This window comes from Wolbachia endosymbiont (group A) of Tromatobia lineatoria, assembly GCF_964028565.1.
Classification (GTDB): domain Bacteria; phylum Pseudomonadota; class Alphaproteobacteria; order Rickettsiales; family Anaplasmataceae; genus Wolbachia; species Wolbachia pipientis.
In genome coordinates this window covers 470,923-489,621 of the sequence record NZ_OZ034791.1, presented here as the reverse complement: position 1 = coordinate 489,621, position 18,699 = coordinate 470,923, and the positions used below count along the sequence as shown (strand labels likewise).

The following is an 18,699-nucleotide window of genomic DNA, read 5'->3' as shown; positions in this document are numbered from 1 at the left end:
GTTTATATCGGTTAACAAAGTATATAGTTGCTTTTATGAAAGCACAATTTCTAAAGGTAGTTTAAGCTGCACCTTTAAATTTTATTATAGAAACAAAAAAAAGTGTGACAACGAGCATTACCAAAAGGAAAAGTAAAAAATAGTTTTTATGCTTCTGCCGTTCTTTCATAACTAAAATAAATCAATAGAACAAAAAATAATACTGGCGAATAGGGAAAATAGATAAGAAATTGAATAAGAAAACATTTTTTTCTGTGAGCTGTGATTCTTGAACTTCATAACAGATACAGCGTACCAAATAAAAACGCAACCTTCAAAGGTTGCCATGCTTAGATAAAGTAAAGCCTTTTTCAAAAATAGAGCCGGAAGCAAGCTAGTTAGCACCAGCAAAACACTATAAATTAATATATATTTTCTTGTTTTTTCCGGACCATAAACAATATTGAACATTGGAATCGATGCCTTTGCATAGTCTTCAGACTTATTTAAAGATAGGGCCCAAAAGTGTGGTGGAGTCCACATAAAAATTACTAAAAATAAAATGAAACTTTCCCAACTTACAGAATTAGTCACAGCTGCCCAGCCAATCATTGGAGGGAAAGCACCTGCTGCACCACCGATAACGATATTCTGCGGAGTACGCCTTTTTAGCCAAATTGTATATATGAAAACGTAAAATAATATGCTAACAGCAAGCAAAGCAGCAGAAATATAGTTTACTGCTATTGCCATGATAAATACTGACAATATTCCAAGAGTTATACCAAATTCAAGCGCACTTTCTGCAGAAACTCTACCTGAGGGTATAGGGCGGTTTTTTGTCCTTTCCATGAGCAGATCTATGTCTCTGTCATACCACATATTTATAGCACCTGCAGATCCTGAGCCAAGAGCAACACATATAAGAGATATTAGTGCTAGAAAAGGGTGCATACTACCTGGTGCAGTAACCATACCAGCAACTGCAGTAAATACCACAAGATACATTATCCTTGGCTTCAGCAAACGCCAAAAATCCAGTATTGTTGATTCAACATTTAGCAAAACACTTGTGTACATTCTATTTTACCACTGGTGGCTTTTCGAAAGTATGAAAAGGCGGTGGTGAAGATACCGTCCATTCCAAGGTGTCACCTTCCCAAGGATTATCTCCAGCTTTCTTGCCCCATTTAAAAAGATGTATAACTATAAACACAAAAAACATAACTGAAACAAAGGACATATACGAACCAATTGAGGATATATAATTCCAAGGGATAAACGCATCAGGATAATCAGGTATACGCCTTGGCATACCAGCTAATCCTAAGAAATGTTGAGGTAAAAAAGTGATATTGGTGCTAATAAAAGTAAGCCAAAAGTGGATTTGACCTAAGCGCTCATTATATTGTTTACCCGACATTTTACCAATCCAATAATAAAAGCCAGCAAAAGCTCCAAATAATGCAGCAAGTGACATGACATAATGGAAGTGAGCAACAACATAATAGGTGTCGTGCAGGAGCTTATCTATTCCACCATGAGAAAGAATTATTCCCGTTATGCCACCGCCAACAAACATGAAAATAAAACCTAGTGCAAATAGCATAGGGGTCTTAAACTCAATTGCTCCACCCCACATAGTTGCAATCCAGCTAAAGACTTTTACACCAGTTATAACACCGATAAAAATTGTGGTAGTGCTAAAAAATGCAGCAGCGTCAGCACTAAGCCCAACAGTGAACATATGGTGAGCCCAAACCATAAAGCCAAATACTGCTATACCTATCATTGCATAAACCATCCCTATGTAACCAAATACAGGTCTGTGAGAAAAAGTTGATACAACCTGACTTATGATGCCAAATGCAGGAAAAATAATTACGTAAACTTCTGGATGACCAAAAAACCAAAATAGATGTTGAAATAACACAGGATCGCCGCCACCGGCAGGATCAAAAAAGGAAGTACCAATATTGCGATCAGTAAGAAGCATAGTTATAGCACCGGCAAGCACTGGTAAGGCAACAATCAACATAAATGCTGTTAGCAAGACAGACCAAACAAACAGTGGCATCTTAGTTAATGACATTCCTTTTGTGCGCATGTTAAATATAGTAACTATAAAGTTGATCGCCCCAACAATTGACGACATACCAGCAACATGAAGTGCAAGTATAGCAATGTCAACTCCTGCACTTGGATGGGACATTACCTGTGATAGAGGTGGATATAAAGTCCAACCTGTACCTGGACCTTCACCAATAAACACTGAGAGAATGAGCAAAATAAAAGATGACACTAATAACCAAAAACTTAAATTATTCATACGAGGAAATGCCATATCTGGTGCGCCAATCATGAGAGGTACAAACCAGTTACCAAATCCTCCCATGAGGGCTGGCATTATCATAAAAAACACCATTATCAACGCATGCCCTGTAACCATTACGTTATATAATTGATAGTTATTGTTAAGTATATTAATGTGCATTAGCTGAGTGCGAATAATCACCGATAATAATCCACCAATAATTCCAGCTAATATGGAAAAAATAATGTACAGTGTCCCTATATCTTTATGATTGGTGGAAAACAACCAACGCTTTATGCCCTTTGGTACGTCACTCATATCTATACTCCAAATTTAACTCACTAATTTTCTATTTTCAATCCACTTATTAAAATCTTCTTTGCTTACTGCTTCAACAACAATTGGCATAAATCCATGGCCTTGACCACACAATTCGTAGCACTGCCCATAATAAACACCAGGCTTTTTGATATTAAACCACGCCTCATTCAGCCTACCTGGTATCGCATCAATTTTTACACCGAAAGCCGGTACTCCCCAACTGTGTATCACATCTCCTGCTGTAACTTGTAAACGAACGTTAGTATTAACGGGTAAAATGATGTTGTTATCAACAGAGAATAGCTTTAAATCTCCTTCGATAAAGTCTTCTTTTCCCTTAATATAACTATCAAATGACACACCTTGATATTCTGGATATTGGTAACTCCAATACCATTGATGGCCAATAACTTTCAGTGTTATATCAGCTTTCGGTATTTCTTCCTGTAGCTTCAGTAATTTAGCGTTTTCAAAGGCTAATATTCCAACAATGATAGTTGGTATAACAAACCAAATAATTTCTAAAGGAACACTATGGGTAGTTTTACTTATGTTTGTTACTTTGCTTTTACGAAAGCGAAACGCTATATAAGCAAGCAGCGCCCACACAAAAAGCATTATTGTAACCATCACAAGCATCACAAACGAATGTGACCTAACTACAGCCTCCATTACTTCAGTTGCAGGAGCAGGAAATCCAAATTGCCAGGAAGTAGGAGCAGAGGCAACAGATATATTTGAGTAAAATATTATCAATAGTGCAAATAACTTCACCATATCTTTTATTTGTTTGCTATAAAACTAAGTGATATACTGTATAATAGTATATATAAACTTACTATGCAAATAGAGATTAGTGATGGTTAATAATTTTTTAGCATTCAACAAGTATAATAGTACAATACTAATTGAGGAAAAAAGCATTTACATAAATCTATTGTAAGTAAAAATATTATAATATTTTAAATTAAGTATTTACTTTAAGTAAGTTCTATAATAAGTTTAATAGTGTCTGTTACTGCTAATAACCCTCTAGCCTCACACCTAAAAGCAGTAACAGACACTATTAAACTTTATGACAAGTTTATAATCTGTAAGATCAAAGTCTTACAAGTTTCTTTATTTCATTATACATTGCAGTTTGTTAATTAACTTTTAATGCCTATGGTGGCATTTACAGCTTGGACCAAAGGTTTATGTATTATAGAAAATAATTATAAAAAAAACACACTATTTGTATACCATACAAACTTTTTTTATTCTGCATAGCTGAGTTACTAGATTCTGTAAACGAAATCTTTAGAGAAGCCAAATGGGCAAAGTTTCATGAAGGTCTTTGGCATCTCTTAGCATAGATCCCTTACTTAACCATCATACCGCGATTCATTCGCAGTATCTCAAAGCATAGATCCCGCTAACACGTAGCGGGATGACGATTGTCGTTTAGCCATAAACATTAAGAAATTTACCAAATAAAAAAAAAGGCAAAAGAAGCCCCGTGGTGGTTGGCTATTTACTATGTACTAAAATATCGGCGTTTTTTTTGACCTTATCCAGAAAAAGTGGAGAGAAAGTTTGGAATGTTTTTCACAAAGAGAATGATGAATCAAAATGCTCAGGAATGCAATAGTTAATAGTGACGTTGTTTGTTATAAAAAATTTCTATGTATTCAAATATTGCAGTTCTAGTTTGTTGAGCAGAGTGTTGTGAAGTATCAATAAGTATTTCTCTTTTCAATGAGCTAAAGAAGCTTTCCACAACAGAATTGTCGTAACAACAACCTTTATGACTCATCTATGTTTTTTATGGATAAGAGATATTGATAACCTTGCGAAGTATATTGTGAACCTTGATCACTATGTAATAGTAGATTTTTGGCAGGTTTACGCTTGTTAACGGCCATTAATAAAGAGTCCATAACCAATTGTTTATTTATTGAACTGCTCATTAACTACCATGCGTGAATATAGATCGATTATTGTTGCCAAATATAGCCATCCTTCTTTGGTTTTTATATAAGTAATCCCATACTTTATTTGGTTGATCGACAATAAAGTTTTGGTCTAATATATTGGGAGCTACTGTCCGTTTGTTGTTTCTTAATTTTAAATTTTCTTCTCAATATAGCCTGAATACCATTTTTCTGCATAATACTTTGCACTGTTTTTAAGTTGCAACTTTTACCCAAAGCCTTTAATTCAGCATGAATTTTAGGAGCTCCATATCTACATTTAGAAGCTTGATATATTTTTTGAATATCTGCTAATAACTCTTTATTTGCTGATTCTCTACTGCTTATTTTCCTTGTAGTCCACTTATAGTAGCCACTAGCAGAAAACCCTACATAATTCCTGCACTTTATAGTGTTTACTATGCTCTTTTATGAAAAAATATTTTACTCTTTTTGACTGGCCAGGGCTTTTTTTAAAATGTCTCTTTCTCTTGTTACTTTTGCTAACTCTTTCTGTAAATCAAATCTCTCTTTGTCATAAGGTGCTACATCTGGAAATGCATTTGCCGCTGACTTTTTTTCGTTATATTTCTTCATCCATTTTCCTAATACACTATCCCTTATTCCTAGATCTCTTGCTACTTTTGCAACTGGTTGACCTACCTTTCTTTGTTCATTTGCCAGCTTAACAGCTTCCAATTTGAATTCTGCCGTGTATTCTCTTGCCATTTCTAATCCTCCAAAATTTTATTTTACCCGAAAAAACTCCTTTCTTTCTCTCCACTTTTTCTGGGTAAGGTCAATTCGGAACTCTATTTCTTTTTTACGATCTTTACTTTTATTCTTATTGTTCATATAATATACCCTTCACTAATAATAAATTATTTTTAAATGTTTACTGTTATTTTCTTAGCAGTATTGGCATAAAGCCATAGCTTTTGGGTGAAGTCAAATCAAATTTTCAATTTTTTTTTGTTTATTTTTTTATGAAAAGGTAGAAGATATTAATAGCTGCTAATTTCTTTAAACGATGTTGTCGTAGATTCGTATTTTTATACACCAAAAAGGGTATCTTTGATGTCTCCTACAGCTCCAAACTCATAGCATCCATTTGCCGGCCTTTTAAGGCGCTTTATAGAAGGGTTAATAAAAGATGTACAAAAAGGACGTCTAAGGTGCGTAGTAGCATTCTAAAGCCATCTATGGGAGACATTTTTTTCATCAACGCATTCAAAACTTAAAAAAATAAAAAACTTGAACATTTCTTCAGAATTATGTATAATTATTAATGCTTTTTAAGGTTCTTTCTTATGACTTTTTCTAAGTTTCTTGATCCCAAAAATGATGTATCGTTTAAGCGTATCTTCGGTACTGAAAAAAATAAAGATATCCTTATTCACTTCCTCAATGATATTCTTGGCTTTACTGGTAAAAATGAAATAAAGGATATAGAGTTTTTAAGTACTATTCAAGACCCTGATATCGCCGCTAAAAAGCAAAGTATTGTTGATGTTCTCTGTAGAGATTCTACAGGTGCTCAATACATTTGCGAGATGCAGGTCGCTAAAACTAAAGGCTTTGAAAAACGTGCCCAATACTATGCAGCTAAAGCTTATTCAAGACAAGCTGATAAGGGCGATCAATACCATAACCTTAAGGAAATTATCTTTATTGCTATAGCAGATTGTGTGCTGTTTCCTAATAAATCTGAGTACAAATCAAAGCATACTATTCGAGATGAAGACACTAATGAGCATGATCTAAAAGATTTCTATTTTATATTTATTGAGTTGCCAAAATTTCCAAAGAACAAGGAAGATCAGTTGGAAAATATAGTTGAAAAATGGGTTTATTTTTTTCGATATGCAGATGAGACTAGTGAAGAAGAGCTGGAAAAAATAATAGGTAGTGATGTAATAATTAAAAAGGCCTATGAAGAACTAAATAGATTTAACTGGTCAGAAAAAGAATTTATTGCCTATGAACAGGAAATAAAACGTATTCTTGATGAACAGGCTGTCCTCGCTCAAAAACTTGATGATGCTACTGAAAAAGGTAGAGAAGAAGGTAAAGAAGAAGGCATCCAAATCGGACATGAAAAAGGCAGAAAAGCAGAGAAAATCGAAGTGGCAAAGAACTCACTTAAGGCCGGTGTCTCTATTGATGTTATCGCTCAAATTACCGGCCTTTCGATAGATGAAATTCAAAAATTAAGGAATTAATACTTTACCTTGACCTCTAGCTTGAGTTAAATGACATTGAACAGAAGTATTATTTAGATAACTTTTAGGCTCCAAGCTTATTTGTTGTTCTTTTACGTCACTTACTTCTAATCTGCTTAACATTTGTTGCATTAATTGATTTATTACTGGGTCTATTCTTCTATTAAATTCAGCCATAAACTTATCAAACTTTTTCGGACTTAATCTACCGGGATCTCCGGGTTCTCTACCAGGCAATGCTTCCTCTGCGTATGATTTTAAAATCCCTGAAATTTCATTAAATTCACCACTCCTAATTTTTTCATTAATCTTCTCAAATAATTTCTCAAAATTAATATCTAAGCGGTGCATTTTTATACCACCTTTCGATTCAGCTTGCTTCTCTAATACTTCCTTGAACGACTTTATAATATCCGATGTGTAAAAAAGAGCCTTTACAGGATTAACATCAGAAAACTTAGGAAGAGGACACTTTTTATCTAGAAAAGCTTGTAACAAGAAAAACATCAAGCTAGCATTATTACTCGCACAAACTTCACGACTAAATTGGCTAGTATATTGGATATTTGGGTTTCTTACTGTATCAGAATGATTGGAGCTACTTCCTGCTGTACCAGAACGGCTAGAGCTATTTTCTGAAAATGAAGGCAACGCAGCCCTTAAAGGGGAAGAGATAAACTGAAAAACACCTTTAACAGCATCTATCCATGAAGACGGCTTACTTGCTCCGCTTGTAGCTCCTATTTTGTTATAGCCTATTTCGTCACTTTGCGATGAATTGTCTGATGCATTATCATAAGATAGATCACACTTAGCTTCTTTTGTAATACTATATTGTACATCACGCTTCTTGCGAGTAGATCCACAATCCTCAATTTTCCATTGACATGGACTATCTTTGCCCCTGGCCTCCAAGTAAATACTCTCCTTCTATCCCTATCATGGCTAAGATAATCACTAGCAGGATATAAATACTCATTAAAATAAGTGCTTTTTATATATATGTTGTTACCTTCAGGTTCAAATTTCCATTGACATGAACTATCTTTGCCCCCTGGCCTCCAAGTAAATACTCTCCTTCTATCCCTATCATGGCTAAGACCATTACCAGCAGGATATAAATACTCATTAAAATAAGTGCTTTTTATATATATGTTGTTACCTTCAGGTTCAAATTTCCATTGACATGAACTATCTTTGCCCCCTGGCCTCCAAGTAAATACTCTCCTTCTATCCCTATCATGGCTAAGATAATCACTAGCAGGATATAAATACTCATTACTATAGTAAACACTTTTAATACATACCTCCGATGAAAATACTGCATTCTTTACTGACTCTGGTAATTCTCCTTTTATCCTTTCAAGCTCAGATTTTTTTCCGAATGAACATTATGGTAATTACTCATCTCCATAATTCTTTTTACATAACGGGCTAACCTAAACTCCGCATTTTCTACACCTTTAACTTCAATACTAGCTCCAATATTGAGAAGATTTGTAACTTCACTAACATTCCCACTTTCTACAGCAGCAAATAAAAGTCTATCATACTCACTTTGCTTTGGTCCTAAAAAGTTTACTACTTCTGACTGACGAGAGGTATTTGCTACATCTAAAGGTTTTCCACCATCCTTATTTTTAGCTCCAATGTTAGCCCCCTTATCTATAAGAAATCTAATTATCTCTAAATGACCTCCTTCAGCAGCCCTATGCAAAGATGTGTAACCATCACTATCTCTAGCTTCAATATTAGCCCCTTTCTCAAGAAGTTCTCTAACGTCACTAAGGCGTCCTGCTCCTGCAGCACTAACTAATAAATCATCATTGTTTAAAGTCATTTGTCCCTCCACATTTATAAAAACTTACCTAACTTAACTAAGCAATCACACTATAACAAGCCACTCTTACCCTGAGCTTTTTTCTTTCCTCAAGCAACACAGAAAGGACCATCTTCCCTCAAACAAGAATTCTGGAATGCCCTCACATAACATAGCCCGCTCACAAAAGTAAAATTACCTTAGCCATCACACACTTACATACCATAAAAAATTAGTAATCTAATGTATTTCAGGAATAGTACTCCACTTTTAAAACTTGTCAACCCCTAATTTAAAATTTTTTTGAAATAATTTTTGATGAAAATTTTTAATGAATTACTATTAATTTAATATTAAATATTACTAAGAACCTAAATAATACAACCACTTTCAGCAATAAAAACCAGCTAGCATGAGAAGATTTTTTTGGAAATCGATTGGTCTTGCAAATGTGCTTAAAATCTTCGTTTCAAGCCCTGGATGTAAATTTATTTGCCTTTTTTTGACTATTTGGGGTTCCTTCTCTATCTCTTGGTGTTAAAAGTTCAAATGAATCTGCACTTGTACGTAAAGCCTTTGCATTTCTCCCATTTTTTCTATTATTTTCTTCACTTTCAGCCAATAAGTGGTTTTCTATTTCACCTTTTTATATCAATTTATTACTTTCTTTTTGATTTGACACACTTTTTTGAACATCTCTATTGTGGAACAAACTTTCTCTTGGTTCTCCAATTTAGACACATGAGCAAAGATTGTGAGCTTTCTCCTCTTACTTCAAAAACCAATATCTTCTTTAATATGATTACTTCTATGTACTTACTAAATTAGGCTACTTAAATTCCTTAGGCAGGTTATAAACGGATACCTTTGCTGAGCTTTCAAAGCTCTTTATAGAGGTAGGTGATTCTAATGTTCCAGGTACGTCATCATAATCAGATAGTTGCGTAGAAATTGAATTCGTCCTAATACCCTGAGATGTACCTTCTTGAAAATGAAGTAATTTATTTTCCAACTTATCTCTTGCTTCTCTAAAACTGTCCAATTTTTTTTGCAAGCTAACACTTTCTTCTTTATACTTTGAAAGTGTTAAATCGATAAAATGATTACACAACACTATTAGACCTGTAGCACTAGAAAATAACAACAAGAGAGGATGAATGGTAACACCTGGCATATCTCCACTTCTTGCATCATGAAAATTTTTATACATATTAAGACAAGAGCCAAAAGCTGCAGAGCATACAAAAGCAAGTTTTGTTCTGCACAGGAAATACTCGACTTGCGCTAATTTTTCATTGCAATGTGCTAATTCTTTACGCAAATCATTAATTTTATCACTATAATACCTAATAAACAATTGTTTTGTTTCTTCATTATTAACATATTTCCATGCTCTGTAAGATCTTCCATCTATGAGCTCAACGTTTACATGCTCTGATTTTAGAAGCGCACTAATTGCGTTACTACTTCTAGAACGCACAGCTTCATGTAGAGGTGTGTAATCGCTTTTAACATCTTTCCTTCTGTTAATATTTTCATAAGTTAAATACTTGAAAAGAGCCGAAATACATTCTGGGTCATTACCTTCAATAGCCAGAGTAATTGCATCTTTTCCGTCTTTATCCTTAGAATTAATAACTTTAGAAAGCGGCTTTTCATTTTCTTGCTTATCTTCAAAATACTTGCACTTATACACCTTATTCGAACGATATGGCTCCTTAAGAATACACAAAAGTTCTTTTACAAGATCAACCTGATTTTCTTTAATAACCACATGCAAAAGTGTGTTTTGATTTTCCTCATCTTGTAACAGTAAAACATCATACAAATAAGCATTTTCATGTAGATAACTAATCTCTTTATTGAAACGTGTTTTATCTATACCTTCTCTTCCTCCTTTACAGATACTGAAGAGTCGTAAACTACCTTCCAAAGCATTGTGATCAATTGCAGAGGCACGTTGCCTTCTGTATAAAATTGGCGCTCCTTCTACGCAAACACTTCCGAAGTAACGAGCAATAGGGGAATGGATACATGCACTTAAAAAATTAGTAAGAGGGTTACAAGTGTTCACACCATTCCTACCTTCAAGCAGTCTAACTACATCTAATTTATTATACGAATCAGCATAATATAAAGGATCCCGATCATAACAGTCCTTAGCATCAATTATAGCATCACATTCAAGAAGAAGTTTAGCTACATCTAAATGACCTTCCCTAGCAGCATAATGTAAAGGTGTTCTAGCTTTTTCATCCATGGCCTCAACTTTAGCACCTTGGCTTATAAGAAAGCTAACCATACCCTCTCTATTGTAGTAAGCAGCATAGTGTAGAGGAGCTATACCCAAACGGTCTTTAGCATTAATTATAGAATCATGGTCAAGAAGAAGTTTAGCTGCATCTAAATGACCTTCCCCAGCAGCATAATGTAAAGGTGTTTTATCTTCTTCATCCATGGCCTCAACTTTAGCATCTCGGCTTATAAGAAAGCTAACCACATCCTCTCTATTGTAGCAAGCAGCATAGTATAGAGGAGTCATACCAAAACGGTCTTCAGCATCAATTATAGCACCACGGTCAAGAAGAAGTTCAGCTACATCTAAATGACCTTTCCCAGCAGCATAATGTAAAGGTGTTTTAGCTTCTTTATCCACGGCCTCAATTTTGGCATCTTGTTTTATAAGAAAGCTAACCATATTTTTTCTATTGTGGTAAGCAGCATAGTGTAGAGGAGCCATACCAAAACAGTCTTCAGCATCAATCATAGTACCACGGCCAAGAAGAAGTTCAGCTACATCTGAATGACCTTCCCTAGCAGCATAATGTAAAGGTGTTTTTCTACTATCATCTTGAACGTTAACCTTAGCATTTCTACTGAGAAGAAGTTTAAGGACATACAAATTACCCTTACAAGAAGCTACACACAAAGGCGTTTGATTGTTTATACCTTTAGCCTCAATATTAGCACCTCCATCAAGAAAATCACTAACCTTTCTAATATCTTTTCTTTCTATAGCAGAAAATAAATATTTATCTAGCTTTGCTCTCAAAAAGTTTGCTACTTCTGTGTTACCAAGCTCATTTACTATGCGTAAAGGTGTCTTAACATTATTATCCTTAGCTAAAATGCTGGCACCTTGATCAACAAGAAATCTAACCATATCGTATTGACCTGCACTAACAGCATAGTGTAGAGGTGTCCAATTTTGGTCACATCTAATGTCAATATCAGCACCAATACTAAGAAGAAGTTGAGCTACATTTACACTATTTTTACAGGCAGCCCAGGACAGCAAAGGCAACTTATCTAAAAGTTCACGATTAACATTATATTTATCAATATGTTGATCAATATATTCCTCCAACCGTTTAAAGTCGTCATTTTCTATAGCATGCGTAAAATCCGTTGTAAGGCTCGTTTGATCTTTCATAACTATATAAAAAAAACTATTTTCCTACTCAGTACAATACTCCATTTTTAAAACTTATCAACCCCTATTTAGAAATTTTTTATGGAATAATTTTTGATGAAAGTCTTTAATATATTGCTACTAATTTAGCAATATATACTGTTAAAAACCTAAACAATATAACCATTTCCAGCACCCAAAACCAGCAAGCGTGAGAACAATTTTTCTTGGAATCGGTTGGTCTAGCAAAAATTACATTACCAATTCCAAGAAAGCGGAGCATTTGGATCATCTGGAATTTCATAAAAAGGCAGCCTATCAATTAACAGACTTTCTTCATCTCTACTAAGATCTCTTGTTACAATATTGCAAAAATCTCTATTGCTCCCAAAATTAGCTGTTACTGCAGTCCTTAAATCTTGATTTCCTGCCACAGCTTCCTGAAAGCTGCTGTTATTGGCAAGATGAGTTTCCAGCACAGGTTTTGCGTCATTACCAAATTTGTTTTTCACATTCAGAATAGCTTGTCCCAATTTATTTGTGTTGCTACTAATTAATTTTTCTGCCACTCCTTCCTGCAAAATACGACTACCTGCTAAGATCTCTCTATTTTCATTATCCTTCACAACCGCTTTCCCTATTTCATCTACCTTGGTATTCAAAAGGTGCTGAGTTACGTTATTGACTAACGTCTTCGACTCATCTATATTATCGCCTAAGCCACTTGCATTAAACAAATATTCAGCTAATTTTTCAGGGCTAACCTTCCCTTCAGTAATTCTTTTTGCTTCACCTTTCTCTATACTGCCAGCATTAAATAACAACTCAGCTAACCTAGAAGTGCCGACATTTTTTATTATATCTTCAATAAAGCTCTTTTGATCCCACTGATAATTCTCTGCTAGTGCATTCTTAGCATCGTTAAATACTAGTTCAGAAATCTTATACGAGCTAACTTTATCTTCGGCAATCTTTTTGGCTGCAAGTTGATCTAAGTTACTTTTATTAAAAAGCAACTCAGCGAGTTTTATTGGATCAGCTTTATTTATAAAATCCTGCGAATTAAGATTTATTTTATTAGCAACATGAGTAGCAAGATTTTGACCAGTGCTATCAGTTATATCAAGTACTGTTTTTCCCAATATATCTTTATTTTCATCAGTAAGTAGCTGTACAGCGACTTCCTCAATTGATGGGCTTTTTCCATCTCTACCTGCCGGACCTTGAGGACCATCTGCACCTTTTGATCCCTGCACCCCCTTGTCTCCTAAAAAAGCTTTTGCTATCTTACCATCATAAGCATTTTCGTTATCAGCAGTTTGATCAAGAAATCTGCCTAATTTCTCCACTAAAATTGATTTCTTTTTCCCATCTCCTATATCCTCTGTTGCATCAAGTATTTTTTTCGTGAATTCTAAAATTTTTATATTAGAGCCATCAGCTTTAGCAAAATTACCCTTTTCTGCCAAAAAATCTTTTGCTGTTTTATTATCACCATATATTTCATATTTTTCATCAAGAAGCTTCCCTAATGTATTAACTAAAATTGAAGTTGCATTGGGATCATGTTTATAAAATAATTCCCTTGCTAATCTATTGATTCCGTCACTGTCACGAGAAATAAATCCTCTATCTGTATCTTCCTTAGTATATACATTTTCAACATCAACCTTTTTATTTAATCCTTCATCTACTTCTTCCTTAGTATATACATTTTCAACATCAACCTTTTTATTTAATCCTTCATCTACTTCTTCCTTAGTATATACATTTTCAACATCAGCCTTTTTATTTAGGTAAGCAGGCAGAACATCTCGCCTAGAAAATGTACTATCTAGTATCAAGTTAGAGATTCTATCACCCTTATCAAAATCTTTTGCATAAAATATCGCCTCCACTATGGACTTTTCTGCTAACTTCTCTTCAAGTACTGTATGTTCATCATTGTTAGTACTTTTCATATCAAGTAGACTTTTAAAAGCTGCCGCTAAACCTCCTACTTTATAGCTTATTTCACCTTGACCATCTTGTTTATATTTTAATTCCAGACTACCATTGCTTGCATCTAAAGTATACTTATTACCTTTCTCATCGCTCAAGGTTATAATTTTAACATTTTCCAAATTTGATATTGATGTGCCGTGATTATCTTTAAACTCTACATTAGGTGTCATATCACTTCATATTAATTAAAACGAAAGGATACGCAAAAAAATATATTTTTTTATTAATACATGATGCAAAAAGAGCTTTATTCTATTTTAAATATAGAATTGCAATGAATTTTCCTTTTATTTCCAAATAAACTAATTTTCACTCTTTAACATTAATTACCACTAACTCAAATAACACAACCATTTCCAGCATTCAAAACCAAGGGTCGTGAGAAGAGTTTGTTTTGGGATGGATTGGACTATCACTCAATACGTGCGAACTTTTCTATATAATAATTCTACTATACCATAAAAGCAGCTATATTAGCCTACTTTTACTACATTTACATACGAACTAACTTACCTAACTTTGTTGCAAAGATTGCAAGTTCCTATTTTCATAACCCTACTTTTACGTAGCTTGTTCTCACAAAGATACGATCTTTTTGGGATCTTTGAAGAAGTAAATAATTGAAATCTTTGTAATACTTGGTTGCAATGTTTTTTAGAGACAAAAGGTATTTTCCTATATCTGAATACAATAAATTTGTAATTCTGAAAAAAAATATAAAACTATTGCTAATTATAATAATTGTGTAATAATTAAAACATAAGTTTTTAAGTTAAGGTAGTGTTGTGAATAATCAATTGAAAGAAGTATCTAATCCAATAAATATTCAAGCAGATTTAGAAGAGAACAGTATGGTTGATGGAATAGAAAAGCGGTCAAAAGAACAAGGTTTTTATGCAACACAGACCATACCAATTTATCAAGTTAATCAAAATATTACGTATTCATATTTAGCTACGCTCGATAGTCACTTAAAAAAAGATGAGCATTGTGTACACGAAAGTAATATACATACTGACTTACTTAATTTTGCTTTTCATGGTCACTTAGAGAAAGTTCAAGATCTATTAAACAAAGGAGCTAGCGTTGAGACAGAAGACAACGATGGTAACACGCCTTTGCATATTGCCGCTGAAATGTGTCACTTAGATGTAGTTCAATTTCTGTTAGAAAAAGGAGCCAGTGTTGAGGCACGAAACAACGAAGACCGTACTGCTTTGCATATTGCTGCTAGCGAGGGCCACTTAGAAATAGTTAAAGCTCTATTGGGCCAAATGAATAATGCTGACATACGAAAGAATAGTTTCAAATGTGTCTTGCATATTGCTGCTCGAAAGGGTTACTTAGAAATCGTTAAAGCTCTATTAGACAAAGGTACTGATATTAATGCAACAAACTATGACGGCGATACTGCTTTAAATGAAGCTGCTGGATGTGGTCGTTTGGAAGTAGTTCAATTTTTGTTAGACAAAGGAGCTAGTTTTGAAGCACGAAACGAAGAAGGATGCACTGCTTTGCATATTGCTTGTGAGGTGGGCTGTTTAGGCATAGTTAAAGCTCTGTTAGAAAAGGGATCTGATGTTAATGTAGTAAGCGAAAAAAATGGCGATACTCCATTACATGAATCTGCTAGAATGAATTGCTACAATATAGTTGAATATCTTGTAGAGGAAGAAAAGGCTACTATTGATGTAAAAAACTTGAGAGGTGAGACTCCTTCCGATTTGGCAGATTCTAATGGTTACAAAGATATAGTTAAGTATCTTAGTCTTCGAGTAAGGGAGTGTCCCAAAACCTCGGGAAGTCTGGCTGATGATAAAAATGTGATACAGTATCAAAAAGTGACAGAAAATAAACACCTAACTATAACTAATAGAGCAATAAAGACCAGTTTCTGTGTAAGGATAATGACCATGTTGACAAGTGTGGCTATTGTATGTACTGCTATTCATCTTAGTTTATCAATATCAGCTACTGCTGCATTGATTGTTGGGGCCATTGCTGGTGGCATTACATATGCAGTATTAAAGCCTAATAGTAGGCTAAATGAATGTGAAGTGAATAGGCAAAGCTTACCTCAAATGCCTAAGGACGAATGTTGCATGTCATATTAGTTCTTGCATTTTATGTCATGCGTGTGAAAATGGTGTGTAGTATTTTTAACCGAGGTGGAGTTATGGAATTGAATAAATTGCAGGAAGTATTAAATTCTGCTAACGCTGATGTTGGTTTCAGTAAGAGTAATGTAGTTAGTAAAATAGAAGAGAGATTAAAGCAAGTAGATCCAGGTACATTGTGCCAATTAAGTTTTGCTGTTTTAAAAAACAACAAACAAATGGTAGAAACCCTTATAAAAGGAGGAGCTGATGTTAACACAATTGATGCGTACAATCGTGATCCATTATATTATGCTATCTCACAAGGGAACACAAGAATGGTAGAGATCCTAATAAAAAATGGAGCAAGTGTTAATAAGAAGTATAATGACGGAAGCACTCCTCTACATCATGCTGTCTTGAGCCAAAAAATAAAAATAGTAGAGTATCTTATAAACAATGGAGCTGATGTTAATGCGTTAGATGAAAAACGGCGCACTCCATTATACTTAGCTGGACGAAGTACAAAAATGGTCTCGATTCTCATGAAGAAGGGGGCATTACCTTTACTGGAAAACAGAGATATTGAATTTTTAAAGGATCTAGCTAAACGCATTAAAGATGATGATACAGAGTATTTAAAGGAGGTAAAGGTAGAACAGAAGGAGGGGCGGGTAGATGATAAGTATGAGTCAATTAAATACTCGTTGCTGCTTAGTGATAACAGCTCTTTGACCTCTATTATTAAAAGGGGAAAATTCAAAAATTTAATATCTGATTGGTCTTTCAACGTACCTGATTTAAAAGATAACCAAAAAAATTTGAATAAGGCACTGTTAAATCTTCTTACAGACTTTCCATTTTGTGACATTACAAGGTTTGAGGACTTTTTACACGATAACAAAGGTGATGATCTAAAAGCTGTTCTCAATCTTCAAAGGGGAGAATCCAAATTGACAATACTACATGTAATACAAGGTATGGAGTATTTAGCAGTGGAAAAAGACATAGGTTGTGCAGTTAGTGCATTTATGACTTTACTTTTAAAATCTGGTGCTGATCCTAACATAGTTAACAGTGAAGGGCAAACACCTTTGCACTATGCTGCTTATTATAATACTTTAAATATACCTTTGCTTCTGAAAAAAGGAGCACGTGGTCAAACTGACAGACAAGGAAAAACTCCTCTAGACATTGTAATTATTAACAAAAAACCTTTTGAAGTGAATCTTTTAGAACAGATCTTTTTAACTCAGGAGCAATTGGAAGCAAAAAATGATTTAGAAGGTATTTGCGGTCATAGCTTTAACACTAATCGACTAAGAAAGTTTTTCAATCAGCACAAAGGAAATGAAGGTCTTAAAGAGATTCTCAATCTTCGTGATTGCGAAGGAAAGTCTCGAGTTTTTCAAAAGATTAGGGAGGCTTGTTATGGTAATGAAACTCATTTCAAAGAAGCAAAAAAGTTGCTGCTAGAAGCAGGAGCGATTGATTACGAAGAGTGGAAGGACAAAAAACGTTTGCCTAAGCTTAGAACTCTATGGGATGATTTAATATTAGATCAGTCGGAAAAGTTGAAAATATTTTTGGGTAGGGTAAATAAATCCAAAGATATAGATGAGTTAAAACGCGTTGTAAACGAAGCTATAGAACTTGGGGTAAGGCTGAACTTTCCTAACCAGGGTAGTATATACGGAAAGGTATATGAAAAGGAATATAGTTTTACAGATTTTGTGATAAGAAAGATTAGTGAATTAAGAAAGAGTTCCGAAGGTTCAAGGAATATAGAGGTTGCTAGTGGTATAGTATGTCAATTGATATCAAAAGGGGCAATTTTGTACAACATAAGCAGTATATATGTAATTGACGAACTGGAAGAGTTTGAAAGCCACAAAGCTAATATGAAAAACGCTTATGCAGATTATGAGAATCGTGCTTTAGATTTCATAACAATCGTTCAAAGCGCAACAAGTGGTAAGGTAAGAGACGTAAAAATCGACAACTCTACTCTCTTTCTTGAATATTCACAGGATAGTAAAGTAGATGTTGCAAAGATTACAAATGGAGCAAGGGGTTTAGGTATCACTCAGGAAGGTGTACAATACGGAAGAAATATAATAAAGATAGGTAAGAGTGAGGTAGAAATTATAACGGAAAACGCTATAAGGAATTATGTAGGCCTAGCAGATGGTAGTAATATAGTATTGACTTTCGATACTGGCTTGGGAGAGTTGGAAGTGAGATTATACCCTGATAAGCAAAATCTAATAAAGGTAGAAGTAGAAGATCAAGAAAAGTGGAAAAAATTACAGAATTGTGAGGAACGAATAGGGGAAAAATGTTTGCTTGGTGGGTGTTCAGTACGTGATGCTATTGAACGAGGTTTTTTTACTAGATCTGGAGAGTTGATTCGTTCTGAAACAATTAGTCAATCTGATGCAACAAAAGTGGGCCCTTGGGCAAAGCGCGAAAAAATGAGAAAAGCTTCAAGTCTTGAAGAAACAGTAGGCCGTTCTCTATAATGAAGTGAGGGAGTGTTAAATAAACCATACGCGTCAAGTTAAGGAAAAGTGTAAGTAA

General features: G+C 34.4%; 14 protein-coding genes and 1 pseudogene. 3 read left to right on the top strand and 12 right to left on the bottom strand.

Going from position 1 to position 18,699, the window contains the following annotated elements; translation table 11 throughout:
- Positions 1-171: 171 nt before the first annotated feature.
- The 7 genes from ABWU48_RS02545 to ABWU48_RS02515 form a co-directional block, all read right to left on the bottom strand.
- The gene (locus tag ABWU48_RS02545) at positions 172-1,059 is read right to left on the bottom strand and encodes a heme o synthase (RefSeq protein ID WP_155968887.1); all 888 of its coding nucleotides are present in this window, start codon (positions 1,057-1,059) and stop codon (positions 172-174) included.
- A gap of 1 nt (position 1,060) precedes the next feature.
- Positions 1,061-2,611 (bottom strand): cytochrome c oxidase subunit I, encoded by a 1,551-nt coding sequence (gene ctaD, locus ABWU48_RS02540; protein ID WP_010962499.1) that lies wholly within the window; start codon positions 2,609-2,611, stop codon positions 1,061-1,063.
- A 15-nt stretch (positions 2,612-2,626) separates the two neighbouring features.
- The gene (gene coxB / locus ABWU48_RS02535; protein ID WP_010962498.1) at positions 2,627-3,391 is read right to left on the bottom strand and encodes a cytochrome c oxidase subunit II; all 765 of its coding nucleotides are present in this window, start codon (positions 3,389-3,391) and stop codon (positions 2,627-2,629) included.
- 853 nt (positions 3,392-4,244) lie between these two features.
- A complete protein-coding gene (locus ABWU48_RS02530; protein WP_080717614.1) occupies positions 4,245-4,409 on the bottom strand; it encodes an IS3 family transposase in 165 nt (54 codons plus the stop codon).
- A complete protein-coding gene (locus ABWU48_RS02525; protein WP_156768661.1) occupies positions 4,399-4,563 on the bottom strand; it encodes a DDE-type integrase/transposase/recombinase in 165 nt (54 codons plus the stop codon). Before ABWU48_RS02525 ends, ABWU48_RS02530 begins: the two co-directional genes overlap by 11 nt.
- An 84-nt stretch (positions 4,564-4,647) precedes the next feature.
- The gene (locus tag ABWU48_RS02520; RefSeq protein WP_245836010.1) at positions 4,648-4,863 is read right to left on the bottom strand and encodes an IS3 family transposase; all 216 of its coding nucleotides are present in this window, start codon (positions 4,861-4,863) and stop codon (positions 4,648-4,650) included.
- A 147-nt stretch (positions 4,864-5,010) separates the two neighbouring features.
- Positions 5,011-5,295 carry a transposase gene (locus ABWU48_RS02515; protein WP_038198869.1) on the bottom strand — a complete coding sequence of 95 codons (285 nt, stop codon included), beginning with the start codon at positions 5,293-5,295 and terminating at the stop codon, positions 5,011-5,013.
- A gap of 581 nt (positions 5,296-5,876) precedes the next feature.
- On the opposite strand from ABWU48_RS02515, the gene ABWU48_RS02510 reads away from it, so the two are divergent.
- Positions 5,877-6,788 (top strand): Rpn family recombination-promoting nuclease/putative transposase, encoded by a 912-nt coding sequence (locus ABWU48_RS02510; RefSeq protein ID WP_353288481.1) that lies wholly within the window; start codon positions 5,877-5,879, stop codon positions 6,786-6,788.
- Here the strand turns inward: ABWU48_RS02510 and ABWU48_RS02505 are convergent.
- The 5 genes and pseudogenes from ABWU48_RS02505 to ABWU48_RS02485 form a co-directional block, all read right to left on the bottom strand.
- Positions 6,777-7,703 (bottom strand): hypothetical protein, encoded by a 927-nt coding sequence (locus ABWU48_RS02505; RefSeq protein ID WP_015589129.1) that lies wholly within the window; start codon positions 7,701-7,703, stop codon positions 6,777-6,779. The two genes, ABWU48_RS02510 and ABWU48_RS02505, sit on opposite strands and share 12 nt — an antisense overlap.
- A 439-nt stretch (positions 7,704-8,142) precedes the next feature.
- A complete protein-coding gene (locus ABWU48_RS02500) occupies positions 8,143-8,628 on the bottom strand; it encodes an ankyrin repeat domain-containing protein (protein WP_015589130.1) in 486 nt (161 codons plus the stop codon).
- Positions 8,629-9,033: 405 nt separating this feature from the next.
- A pseudogene (locus tag ABWU48_RS02495) lies at positions 9,034-9,253 on the bottom strand (transposase); the annotation flags it as partial.
- A 183-nt stretch (positions 9,254-9,436) separates the two neighbouring features.
- Positions 9,437-12,040: an ankyrin repeat domain-containing protein gene (locus tag ABWU48_RS02490; protein ID WP_353288480.1), complete on the bottom strand. Its 2,604-nt coding sequence runs from the start codon at positions 12,038-12,040 to the stop codon at positions 9,437-9,439.
- A 236-nt stretch (positions 12,041-12,276) separates the two neighbouring features.
- A complete protein-coding gene (locus tag ABWU48_RS02485; protein ID WP_353288479.1) occupies positions 12,277-14,193 on the bottom strand; it encodes a hypothetical protein in 1,917 nt (638 codons plus the stop codon).
- Positions 14,194-14,808: 615 nt separating this feature from the next.
- Between ABWU48_RS02485 and ABWU48_RS02480 the strand changes: the two genes are divergently transcribed.
- Positions 14,809-16,137, top strand: coding sequence for an ankyrin repeat domain-containing protein (locus tag ABWU48_RS02480; RefSeq protein ID WP_353288478.1), 1,329 nt, complete (start codon positions 14,809-14,811; stop codon positions 16,135-16,137).
- The gene (locus ABWU48_RS02475) at positions 16,119-18,641 is read left to right on the top strand and encodes an ankyrin repeat domain-containing protein (RefSeq protein ID WP_353288477.1); all 2,523 of its coding nucleotides are present in this window, start codon (positions 16,119-16,121) and stop codon (positions 18,639-18,641) included. The genes ABWU48_RS02480 and ABWU48_RS02475 overlap by 19 nt, the downstream gene beginning before the upstream one ends.
- Positions 18,642-18,699: the final 58 nt, after the last annotated feature.